Annotated in this window: 12 protein-coding genes; all 12 read right to left on the bottom strand. The window is 39.1% G+C overall.

Annotated features, from left to right (window positions below):
• Positions 1-2: 2 nt before the first annotated feature.
• The 12 genes from BM322_RS10240 to BM322_RS10185 all read right to left on the bottom strand — a co-directional run bounded on the left by BM322_RS10240 (position 3) and on the right by BM322_RS10185 (position 12,575).
• A complete protein-coding gene (locus BM322_RS10240; RefSeq protein WP_177220865.1) occupies positions 3-1,103 on the bottom strand; it encodes a DegT/DnrJ/EryC1/StrS family aminotransferase in 1,101 nt (366 codons plus the stop codon).
• A 21-nt stretch (positions 1,104-1,124) separates the two neighbouring features.
• Positions 1,125-1,724 carry a DapH/DapD/GlmU-related protein gene (locus tag BM322_RS13805; RefSeq protein WP_143102227.1) on the bottom strand — a complete coding sequence of 200 codons (600 nt, stop codon included), beginning with the start codon at positions 1,722-1,724 and terminating at the stop codon, positions 1,125-1,127.
• Between the two features lie 106 nt (positions 1,725-1,830).
• A complete protein-coding gene (aepY, locus tag BM322_RS10230; RefSeq protein WP_075430162.1) occupies positions 1,831-2,952 on the bottom strand; it encodes a phosphonopyruvate decarboxylase in 1,122 nt (373 codons plus the stop codon).
• Complete coding sequence (locus BM322_RS10225; protein ID WP_075430161.1) at positions 2,949-3,677, bottom strand: sugar phosphate nucleotidyltransferase; 729 nt, start codon at positions 3,675-3,677, stop codon at positions 2,949-2,951. The genes aepY and BM322_RS10225 overlap by 4 nt, the downstream gene beginning before the upstream one ends.
• Before the next feature lie 4 nt (positions 3,678-3,681).
• A complete protein-coding gene (locus BM322_RS10220; protein WP_075430160.1) occupies positions 3,682-4,812 on the bottom strand; it encodes a 2-aminoethylphosphonate aminotransferase in 1,131 nt (376 codons plus the stop codon).
• An 18-nt stretch (positions 4,813-4,830) separates the two neighbouring features.
• Positions 4,831-6,129, bottom strand: a complete 1,299-nt coding sequence (aepX, locus tag BM322_RS10215) for a phosphoenolpyruvate mutase (RefSeq protein ID WP_075430159.1) — start codon at positions 6,127-6,129, stop codon at positions 4,831-4,833.
• Positions 6,130-6,169: 40 nt separating this feature from the next.
• Positions 6,170-6,964: a phosphorylcholine transferase LicD gene (locus tag BM322_RS10210; protein ID WP_075430158.1), complete on the bottom strand. Its 795-nt coding sequence runs from the start codon at positions 6,962-6,964 to the stop codon at positions 6,170-6,172.
• A gap of 28 nt (positions 6,965-6,992) precedes the next feature.
• A complete protein-coding gene (locus BM322_RS10205) occupies positions 6,993-8,090 on the bottom strand; it encodes a glycoside hydrolase family 99-like domain-containing protein (RefSeq protein WP_075430157.1) in 1,098 nt (365 codons plus the stop codon).
• Positions 8,087-9,055 carry a glycosyltransferase family 2 protein gene (locus BM322_RS10200; protein ID WP_075430156.1) on the bottom strand — a complete coding sequence of 323 codons (969 nt, stop codon included), beginning with the start codon at positions 9,053-9,055 and terminating at the stop codon, positions 8,087-8,089. The genes BM322_RS10205 and BM322_RS10200 overlap by 4 nt, the downstream gene beginning before the upstream one ends.
• A complete protein-coding gene (locus BM322_RS10195) occupies positions 9,052-10,113 on the bottom strand; it encodes an EpsG family protein (protein WP_075430155.1) in 1,062 nt (353 codons plus the stop codon). Before BM322_RS10195 ends, BM322_RS10200 begins: the two co-directional genes overlap by 4 nt.
• A complete protein-coding gene (locus BM322_RS10190; RefSeq protein WP_075430154.1) occupies positions 10,114-11,154 on the bottom strand; it encodes a glycosyltransferase in 1,041 nt (346 codons plus the stop codon).
• A 50-nt stretch (positions 11,155-11,204) separates the two neighbouring features.
• The gene (locus BM322_RS10185) at positions 11,205-12,575 is read right to left on the bottom strand and encodes a GumC family protein (protein ID WP_075430153.1); all 1,371 of its coding nucleotides are present in this window, start codon (positions 12,573-12,575) and stop codon (positions 11,205-11,207) included.
• Positions 12,576-12,609: the final 34 nt, after the last annotated feature.

Here is a 12,609-nt window from a genome sequence, read left to right as displayed (position 1 = left end):
CGTTACTCCTTATCCTCAAACGCATTTATTGCACGAATCACAGTAGTCTGCTCCTCTTCCGTCATGCCATTATACATTGGCAAACTCAGCACCTCGTCAGCATAACGCTCAGCAATTGGATAATCCCCAACCTTTTTCCCTAGGTATGCATATGCCTCAGACAGATGCGGCGGAATCGGATAGTGTATCAGCGTCTTGATTTCCCGCTCCGCTAAAAATGCCTGCAGTTCGTCCCGCTTATCGGTATGAATCACGAACTGATGCCAAGTGGAATCAGCTCCAGGACGAATTTTCGGCAGTCTTACATGAGGATTTTTTATCTCCTCCATATATCTATCCGCCAAACGACAACGTTCCGCATTGAATTCATCCAAGTGGCTGAGTTTTACCCGCAAAAGCCCTGCCTGCAATTCATCCAATCGACTATTGCTGCCAACCACTTTATTGTGATAGTGCTTTTCACTGCCATAGTTACGGAAAACCTTGAACTTTCTCGCTAATTCCTCATTGTTGGTGGTAATGCAGCCTGCATCTCCAAATGCTCCGCATCCTTTAGTTGGATAGAAACTGAAACAACCTACATCTCCGAAAGTACCTACAGTCTGTCCCTGCCATTTATTACCATGACTCTGTGCACAATCTTCTACTACCTTTAGATTGTATTTGTTGGCAAGCGCCATGATTTTCGTCATATCACAGGCTTGACCATAGAGATGTACAGCCAGAATAGCTTTCGTCTTGTCCGTGATTGCCGCTTCAATCTTATCTGCATCGATATTGTCATACGCATCGGGCTCAACAAAAACTGGCGTAGCCCCATTGATAGTAATCCCCATCACACAGGCAATGTAGGCATTGGAGCATACAATGACTTCATCCCCCGCCTTGATATCCAGCAAACGGAAACTGATCCACAAAGCATCCAGGCCACTGGCAAGGCCTACAGCATACTTAGCTCCAATATAGTCAGCCCATTCCCGCTCAAAAGCCTCCACTTCCTTCCCCAGCACATACCAGCCAGAACGAAGAACTTCCACTGCTTTATCTTCATATTCCTTGCTATGCAGTTCAAACTGTCGCAACAGATTATTTGCCATGATCACAGGACATATCCCCTTTCAAAATCAAACTCGCAGCCACTTCTTTTTCTCTTCGTCCCACTTTTTTACCACCCGCGCCGGACTACCTACGGCTATGGAATTTGAAGGAATATCGCGTGTTACTGTACTGTGACTGCCAATAATGCAACCTTCACCAATAGTGACACCAGGAAGGATTGTCACAAACTCCCCAATCCAACATCTATTGCCAATTTCCACGCTCTCATTTTCGGTTAGATGCCTGCTAATCGGCGGAACATCTGGGCTATCCGAGAAATCCTCACGATAAACACCATGATTATGATCGGTAATATAAATTTTGCTCCCCATCAATACATCATTGCCAATAATAATTCGATGATTGCAGCCAATATGCACATACTCTCCTACATTTACTCGATCACCAATGATTAGTTCTGGCGAAAAAACTTGTCCGGTTACAGCATAATCAGTTACTGCTTCAAGCCACAAACCACGACCTGCCCCAAACCCCTCGCCGATACGCATATAATGCACACCACCTAATCGAGCATCAGGGAAAATTCGCAAATCAAAACGCTTGAATATTATTGTTGAAAATATTAGCTGTATGATTCGGCAATAATAAAAATCTATTGTTTTCAAAACTCCTTGTGTCTTAATCCGAGTCTTAAAAAGCAACAACCTATGCACTCGTATCCCCTATCTTTATCTTCATTAATTGTTACGCTGATAGATACATCATATTCACTCAAACAGTCTTTAAATAGTTCATAAAATTGTATCTATTTTCTAATGCAGTAGTCGTTGGACGCCCCAGATCTTCACGCGCACCAATAGCACTTGCGACTTCGACGAAGTGACAGCCTGCAGTTGTCTTTGTGGCTTGCAGTGCCTTGTCCAGTTCCACAAAGGACGATACCTTACTGACCGTATCATAGCCACATGCCTTTGCGATAGCTGACAAATCAGCACTATTTGCTACTGTTGGCATTCCGCCTACAGTTTCGTGGGCCCCATTATTGATGACGACATGCACAAGATTCTGCGGTTTTACTGAGCCCATGACTGCCATCGCACCCATATGCATCAGGACAGCACCATCCCCATCAATGCACCAGATTTTCTGGTCTGGCTTATGGATAGCTACGCCCAGCGCAATCGAGGAAGTATGCCCCATCGAGCCTACGGTCAGGAAATCATACTTGTGGCTCTGCCCATTTGCCTCACGCGTCTCAAAGAGCTCGCGACTGGCTTTGCCTGTCGTCGAGATGATGGGATCCTCCTCAGATACAGCCACGATATGCTGGATGATTTCCTCACGAAGCATCTGATTATCGTTCTTATAGACGACTTTCTCCTCATAGGACAGCGCACCCTTACGGATGACAAAAGCCACATTCTTCCCTTTCTGCAACAATGTCTTATACTCTGCCATCACAGCCTGCAGCTCATCGACGGTCGTCTCCTTGCTGATAACAAAGCTCTGGATGTCCATATCTTCCAGCAGCTTTATCGTTACCTGCCCCTGGTAGATATGCTGCGGTTCATCATGGATGCCCGGCTCACCACGCCAGCCGATGACAAAGATCATCGGGATGGCATATACCTTATCACTGAGCAGCGATGCGACTGGATTGATGATATTTCCCTCGCCACTGTTCTGCATATATACTACTGGCACCTTTCCTGTCGACAGATGATAGCCTGCCGCCAGTGCCGCACAGTTTCCCTCATTCGCTGCGATGATATGGTGCTCCTTGTCAATGCCATAGGTATGCATCAGATAATTGCACAGCGGTTTAAGCTGAGAATCAGGTACTCCCGTATAGAAATCTGCACCCAGTATTTTTATAAACGATTCGATTTTCATCTTTCCACTCCCACAACATTACTTCTCTCATAATCTGGATCAATCATTGCTAGTTCTGCTACAGAATCAATCTCTACCAATTGTTTAGCGTCGACAGGCTGTATCTTCAATATCAATTTATCGAGATTTGCATTTACTACATCATCCCAAAACCATTGTTCACACCCTGATGTTTTATACGCTTTTTTTACTTCTTCACACAGAACTGCCGCATCCATTTGTTTCCAATAAGATATTCCCACCATATTGTAAGCATCCGTCCCATTTTTACCAACTCTCGTAACGATGCCATTGTCATTGAGATCAAAAACCCAATCAGAAGAGGAACCTTTGATCATTTTCCCATAGTAGCAGGAATGCTCTAACTTATTCAAAAAAATATCATCATCCGATACATACAAATCTGCTTCGCAAATAAAACAATCATGCTTACCTAAAACATCAGCTACTGCATAGAGAGAAGAAATATTATTCTTTGCATCATATTCCTTATTCTCTACCAAAGTTATATTGTCGTATTTTTCCTTAAGATACAGAAATTTTTCTTTCAAGTATCCAACTACGATATAAATATGACCTACGCCACGTTTTTGCAGTCCACCTATGACCGTTTCAATCATAGGCTTGCCGTGAACCTTTACCAGCGGCTTGGGAACAGTCTCCGTAATGGGTCTCATACGTGTCCCTAAGCCTGCAGCCATCAATATAGCAATCTCTTTGCTCATAGCATCACCTATCGTATGTGACCGGCATTGAAATCTTATGCGTATTCATCGCATCCTCAAACACCTTCCAAAATTCATCTATATCTTCTGCATCAATGTCACCTAACGCACATAAACGAAAGGTCCCCTTGTTTTGCATCTTACCTGGATATATGGTAAATCCACGTTCATAGCAATAGTCATGTATCTCATCAAAATTCCAGTGCGGGTCATCAGGATAACAAATCGCTGCTACCAACCCCGATTGAACCTCTCGTGACAAAGCTTCCTGAAATCCATATCGATCAACGCCTTTGCGAATAGCCGCCATAACCCTTTGATGACGTGCCCACTTTTCCTTCTCACCCTCAGCAAAATATTCTACCAGAGCCTGTCTTGCTGCATAGATTGTCTGCACGGGAGGGGTAAAGTGCATTTCACCAGTCCGCTCAAAGTATTCGTATTGCATATACAGATTGCAATAATACGAGTGCTTGGGGAAGTCTTTAGACTGTTCAATAATGTCCCTGCGGCCAATCACATAGGACAATCCCGTCATCCCCTGAATCCCCTTTTGCGCGGATGCCATGCAAAAGTCTATATTCTCCTCATAGACATTGATTGGAATCATCGCATACGCTGAGGTCGTATCAGTAATCAAAAACTTACCATATTTGTGCGCAAGCGCACCAATCTCCTTAACAGGGTTAAGCAGCCCGGTTCCCGTCTCATGGTAAGTCACATACACATAACTAACCTCTGGATTATCGACAAGACACGTTTCGATAGCCGCTAAGTCCGGAATATCATCCAAAGGTTGTTTTAGCTCAACATAAGGCAAGCCATAACTATCCAACACATCACAAGCGCGCTGGCTATAAGAACCATTATTGATTACCAAGGCTTTTTTTCCTGCATCCAGTAGTGAATTCAAGACTACATCGATACATATGGTTCCTGAACCACAAAACAATACTGCCGTGTATTCATCTGTGTCACCATGAACAATACGTACCAAATCGTCTCTTAGCGGCCCCATTATGCCCGCAAATTCTTTTTCACGCGGACAGATATCCGGAACTACCTGTGCATACTTCACAGCATCACTTGTAGTTGCAGGTCCCGGATTCAAGAGTATGTTTCTTTTTATTTCCATGGAATAGATCCCCTAATCTTATATCTCATCAATCAACGTGATGATCTGCTTTATTGGCATCAATCGATCATCAACCTCTTTCGCTCTATGATATTTCAAAATATCTTTAGCTGTCTGCTGCATGGCAGGAAAGGCTGACCGAGTCAACTGGTTAGCATAAATAACAATATTCACACCATGTGAAACAAGTTCTTCCTCTGTTATCGTATTGAAACTAGACGGGACAACTACGATTGGTGTAGTTGTATCCATTTCCCTAAACTTGTCACAGAACTCCAAGATTTCAGCAGGGTCTTTCTTACGACTGTGAATCATAATGCCATCAGCACCAGCTTTTACAAACGCCATAGCACGGTTCAGTGCATCATCCATCCCCTGCTCGAGGATCAATGATTCAATTCTCGCGATAATCATAAAGTCATCGGTTAACTGTGCCTTCTTGCCAGCAGCAATCTTCGCACTGAAATTCTCAATCGTATCCTGCGTTTGCTTAACCTCTGTACCGAAAAGAGAATTCTTTTTCAAGCCCGTCTTGTCCTCAATGATTACCGCGCTAACCCCTAAACGTTCAAGGGTACGAACCGTATATACAAAATGCTCTGTAAGCCCACCAGTATCACCATCAAAAACAATCGGTTTCGTCGTTACTTCTGTAATGTCCTCGATTGTGCGGAAACGTGAAGTCATATCAACCAGTTCAATGTCCGGCTTGCCTTTAGCCGTTGAATCACAAAGAGAGCTTACCCACATAGCATCGAACTGATCCAACCTGCCATTTTCGCCTTCGATAACAGTCTTCTCTACAATAAGTCCCGTAAGACCAGAATGAGCCTCCATTGCTTTGACAATCGGTGTCATGGACAGCAGCTGACGTAATCGTTTCCTTCTGTACTCAGGCATGGAAAGTTTCTCTTTCAACTGCAAATCAATCTTCTTTACATCCTCGTTATACGTATAAGGTACATCTACTATTTCTCCACCATACTCAGACAATAGTTTCTCAACATGATTGCGAATAGCAGATTCTGCCCCTTCCTTCCAGTTATCACCATGAATCACATAATCTGGATGTAAATATTCGATAACATCATCATACAACATATCATTTTGGAGGATTACTGAATCTATTCCATCAATCGTTTTATATAATTCCATACGTTCATTTTCCGGTACAGTCGGGAACCTATTATAACGAATAGACGCCTTGTCACTAAGGCACCCAACAACTACACGTCCATATTTCTGTGCCTCTTTAATGATATTCAAGTGCCCATCATGAATTACATCTGTGCTAAAACATGTGTAAACCGTTTTCATAATTTAAAACTCCTATCATAAAAATATATATTTGTATAATTTAATCATACTTTCTATATGCTGTAATTTTATGCTTTCCCACGCGCTCTTCTTCTGGAGGAAACTCCATATAATTTCCATAAACTTTTTTCAGCCAACAATCATACTCACTTGGCACGTTATATTTCTTGTTTTCAAAATCTACTTTGACAAGCTCTTTGACATACTCCTTCTTGAGCAATGCATTGGAAACAGATGTAAAATCTCCAATATAATCGCTTTTATTTCTCATGCAACTTCTTGAATTTTCTACGACTTTCCTTGCAAAATAATTCTTTGGAAACAGGTTCAGCAACGGCCTCATCGCCTTGTATATATAATATTTAATTTTATTCTTCACCCTAACACCGTTTCCATATTGGCAAGCATTTAAACGATTAAAAACATTTCTCTTAAAGCACATCCACTTAAAATGTATTATATTTTTCGGTGCGTTATCAAAAACGAACACATCAATATTAACAGACAGTTTTATATCCTCTTCATAAAGCACCGTATTACAATCAAACACTTTCGCAAAAGGAAAGCGACACATAGGATTTATTTCCACACAATCCAAAATGTATTTACTTTTACTTTTTTCATTGAACGTATGTATAAATCTATCATAATCCTCTCGCAACATTCCAATGTCTATGTCATCATCCCACGGTATGTACCCTTTGTGGCGAATAGCACCTAACATAGTCCCACTATCCAACCAATATTTTATATTATTCTCATCACAATATTTCACCACCTCATCCATGATTTGAATTTGTATATCCTTTATTTCCTGCATAGATAGCTCATTCATACGAACATATCCCTTTCAACATTTTTACTTATATTTCATCCATAACCTCTTTTATTATTTCTAGGTATAAATAACCATTCCCCTCATCCGGCTCTAAATATGCTCCTTCCCCCCATTCATTCCATGCTGTTATAAACACAAAATCATCACTTCTGTCATTTTTTTCCAGTGTTCTCTTTAACAAATGTAAATTATCTTTAAATTCTTTTATCCGACCTTTATAAATCATTCCTTTATATTGTCTTCGTGGGGAATCATCATAATCTGGAAATGTTCCTAAGTAACATTTTTTTCCATTCTGCCATAAAGGCCTCATATTATTCCTATAAATCAATTTCGACGGCACAATCAATTCAGCTCGTTTTTTTTCGCACAGATTGTTTAACATTCCTTTAACTTTTCTACTAATAGCTATCGGTGCCTTATCCCAAAAACTCAACTTGTGCGTATATGTTAATCCTGGTTCATAATTGTAATACGCATCTATCGAATCTGCCCTATTGTCAATAGGATGTCCAGTATTCCCTGCCACCAAATATACACCGTCAAATCCATTTTCTTTAGCTAAATCATCCCATACCTTGCGCATTCTTTCTAACAAATCAATCTCATAACTAGAATGAATACATATCATAGGCTTATTCTCTACCGTTATGTATCTCTTATCTTTGAAAAATTTCAACAGGTAGTTAAAATGATTTATCCATTCTTTCTCATCTCCATATATTTGCTCTTTTAAAATCTCTTCCCCCGTACTATACCATGTTCTGCACCATGTTCCATTAGCCCAATCTACACAAAATCTTATATCTATCTCTGGATGGCTCAGTAATATCTCCATCGGCTTTTCCAATAGTTGTTCACCAGTCTTTAACCAATAATGGTATATACAAAAACCATATATACCATATTTTTTTGCCAAATCTGCTTGCCATTTCCAGGTACTTGCATCTTGCTTTGATAAATCATAATAATTATTATTCAGCGGGATTCGAGGCTGATTGTGTTGTGCAAAATATTTTTTTGCATTCTTTACTGCCACCCACTCTGTATATCCTTCGCCCCACCATTCATCATTCTCTTTGATTCGATGATATTGCGGCAAATACATCGCTAAAATTTTCACACTCTTAATCTCCTCTTAATCGCAATCGCAAGCGGATTTAAAATTATCAGTAATGAAATCGGACTGATTTTATAAAAATGCACGATTAATTTTTTCTTAAAAGATATCTCTTTTCCATATAACATACTTGATTGTATTTTATTTTTTAATCCAACCAAAATCTCCCCCCTATTTCCCCATTTACTAGCTGCTATTTCGATGAACATACCAATTAATACTACAATATACAAATTGTTTAACAGCAAACATAATTCCCTATTTTGTTCCTCACCCAATGCCAATTCTATTGCATCAACAAAAGTCAAATATTTTTCACTAAGTACATGTGATGCACTATCTTCTCGAGCAAAATAATGATAACTCATGTCATTTACTCTTATTATTCGCTTTGCCTTGCCAAACACACACCAATTAAACAAAAAATCTTCTCCATTATGAATGTTTTCATCCAAATAACAACCTTCTAATACATCCTTTCTATATACCTTGTCACATAATTCCCATCTAAACCCATCCCCCTTAATCATATGTTTAATTGCATCATTTTTCCCATAAACCGAAACCACACTAGGAATATCTTCATATATAGTTTTTTGCTCATTTCCGACATTTATCACAAAACTGCCAATATATATATCAGCATTATATTCTTCGATTTTTTCTATTGCTTTTTCGAATCTGTCAGACTCTATCCAATCATCAGCATCTACAAAAGAAACGTATTTACCATTTACATTCCTTAATCCCATATTTCTAGCAGAGCTAACCCCACCGTTCTTCTTAGGGAACACTTTTATCCTGCGATCTTTTGCTTCCCAGTATTTGCATATATCCAAACTACTATCTGTAGAGCCATCATCGATAATAATTATCTCCATATCGTCCATCGTCTGATGTACGATTGAATCAATACACCGATTAATATATTTCTCTGCATTATACACAGGAACAATGACACTGATCACAATCCACCCACTCCATTTGCCTTAGCCAAAACCATATGGATTACACTAACATAACCTCCTATAATCAATAACAGCAACACAAACCACCTAGTCGTTGCCTCCCTAAATCTACTAATTATCATCGGCATACCAATCACCATATAAACATCAAAATAACATACCAATCTATAAAAAATGTACATAAATATTACTTGAAGCAATGTAAATACAACAGCAAACTCCCCATATAACGCTACGTATATTTTTCTATAATCAATGTTTTTTTCTTTTACCAACAAAAGTGCCACAACAATCACATAACACATAAGCAAAAAATATCTAAGCGCTCCTAATTCTGCCTGCTCAGAATAAAAACCATCAGAAAAATAAACATTAAATTTATTAAAAACCTCTATATTTTCCACTAAAATCTTTATTATAGGCATCATCGCTGCCATGACCAAAACAGCTATACTGGGAATAAGCAATTGATAATTAGCACCCTTCTTTATCAAGCAATATATAACCCATGATATAAGTGCAAAAACCACAAGGACCACGCCAGAAAAATGAAACAAAGCTGCAAGTATTGATATAAATAAAGCCTTTGCAAACTTTAATTCCGACAAATATTGTAAAGAATTCACCCCTACTCCTATGCATAAAGCTTGACGAAGGCCGTTAAACGAAAAAGAATAAAATCCTAAAGCAACTATCAAAAACGTTGCTATCCAGTAATTTTCTCTTGACGTATTCTTGTAAACGAATACGCCTATTCCTAAATATGTTATGCAAGAAGATAAAAACAAAAAACTTTGATAATCATCATATAAAAGACTTGCTATAAATATAACGACTCTTACGCCGAACTCTAAATAATGTATCACCGAAAAGTCAACATTATTTGAAAAGTAATCATACATTTTTATATATGCAAATGTATCTGTACCTTCAGACGCATCTCTTATGCCTACTGTTATTGCAAAAACAGAATATACTATTGCAAAATATACATTCTTATTTTTGCATATAACATGCAAAAACCATGTAATTGTTAATACGCTAATATTTTCCACCATTTATCTCTCCGTAAGAAATAAATTAATATACCCCCACAAGCAAAGCTTTAATATCTTATATTGTTTAGCCAAAAATAAAACTACACACAATTTATTCTGAATGCCTTCCAATATTCTCACATCTTTTACTCTGATGATATCTACAAAAAATTCTTCATTCACTTCATTTAATACTTTTATAAAAAAACTCCTATCCCCTTTAAAATCTTTTCTGCACATTGTCGACAATATATATAACAAATTGCGATAACGCATTTTTATCATATCCCTATTATCTAGCCCCAATTCAGTGCACAACTCCAACTCTCTCCTAAAGTTCTCTTTTTGAGCTTCAATAAGTTTATAACTTTTTGCCTTATCCATTCCTCGAGATGTGCTTTTTTCGTATCTATAATGCTTATAGTAGCTTTTGGGATTATAAACCATTCTACGTAAATGTCGAATAAGCAAATTATTAAAATCTATATCTTCCTGTCCAATCGTAAAACATTCATCAAAACAACAACCATTCGAACGTAAGAATTCACTTCTGTATATACCGTTCCACACAAATATAAACGCGCCACTTGCTCTTAATTTAGAATACGATTCCTTCACCATATTTCGATCCATTACAACAACTTCACCATCTGGTAAAATATTTTTAAACGGATATTTAGGAGCATTGTCTAAACATATATAATCATAATTATATTTCACAACATCTGCCCCATATTCTTTTGCATAATTATAATTATCTAACAGTTGATTATAACCGTATTCATCATCATGATCACAAAAACCAATATACTCACCTTTGGCAATCTCTATAGCTTTATTTCTAGCCAAACAAATACCACTATTATCTTGATGAATAACGACGACCCTACGATCTTTAGCGGCGTATTGATCACAAATATCGCCACTACCATTAATCGATCCATCATCGACTAAAATAAGCTCTATAGCTTTTAAGCTTTGTGCTAATATACTCTCTATAGCTCGACGCAGCAACTCATGCTTGGTATTGTACACAGGCATAATTATGCTTATGGCTATCATCACGATACTCCTTATCCCTCATATTTTTATCGCATCATCAATTCTTTGACCTATCTTTCTTCCTCTCTCTTATAAAGTATTAGACTATAACCAAACGCTAATATCGTACCAATGATTAATCCCATCCCTGTAATCAACTTCCATCTTGGTGCTGACGGTTTATCTTCATCCGGTAAATCAGCAGGGTCAATTACCTGAATATCCATACTCTGCATAGCTTCCTGAATCTTATCCTGCTCACATTCCTGTACCAGGCTCATATAGATTTTTTGCTTGATTTCTGCATCACTCTTGAGCTGCAGGAAGGTCATCATATCGTCTGGCAGCTTGCCGATTTCCTGTTCTTTCTTTTCTTTCTGCGCTTTAATTGCAACTTCGCTAGCACTTGCAGCCTCCCGCGCTGCTTCAGCTACTGCCTGATTCTTCAACAGCTCCATCTGAGCAGTATTGATTGTGGCTGCGTTCGAGCTGACAATTGCGTTCACCTCATCTTCCAACGCGCTGTGAAGTTTATCTAATTGGCGCCGTACTGCCATCACATCAGGATGTTTGTCCGTCCATTTCTGTCTAAGGCCTACCAGTTCTACTTCTTTATCCACAATCGACGAGCGGATGGCCTGTACCGTGGTATTATCATTGATATTGTAATTGTGCGTTCCTGCCTTCTGTTCACCGAGTTTCTGCGTTGCAACATCATACTGAGCCTGTGCGGATTTCTGTTGCACCTGCATCTCACCAATTGTTTTGTCAAAAGCCACCATCTGTTCAATCACCGCTTTTGCCTGGTCATCTGGACTATAGATCTGATGTTCCTTGGAGAATTCCGCTAATTTTTGTGCTGCATCATCGGACTCTTTCTTTGCCGTGTCAATACGCTCATTGAGAAATTTTACCAACAAACTTTGCGTTTGCTGATTCATATCCGTCTGCATGGCTAGGAAGTTATCCACTACTCCCTGGCTTATCTTCTGTGCCTCTTCCGGGGTGCGTCCTTTCGCCGTAACAGTAATCAGATTCGTCTGCTTTGTATTTTTGATATCCAGATTACTTTTTGCAAACCCAGCAGCACTCGGCTTATGCTTTTCATCCGCCCACTCCAAAGAGTCGATAACCGGCTCCAATACATGGCGGGATTTCATCAATTCTATATAGTTGGTCGGCGAGGCAGAATTACTGCTACCACTACCTATATTTATCCCCATCAAACTTGCCATGGAAGATAATCCACTGATATCTTTGCCTACACTTCTCGTCTGTACCAACGCTGTGGATTCATATTGCTTTGGTAAAACAAAACTAATGCCAGCCGCCAGCAATGTGCACCCAATGATGATGCTACCAACTTCCTTCTTATGGTTTACAGCAATCCGTGCCAGTCTCCCCAAATCTATCGTTTCTTCCTGCAGTTCCTTGTTTTCCATTCACATGCTCCTTACTTAAATTTACAGCTTGAAC

It is taken from the genome of Selenomonas sp. GACV-9 (assembly GCA_900116485.1).
Taxonomy (GTDB): domain Bacteria; phylum Bacillota; class Negativicutes; order Selenomonadales; family Selenomonadaceae; genus Selenomonas_A; species Selenomonas_A ruminantium_G.
This window is presented reverse-complemented; position numbering and strand designations above follow the sequence as displayed.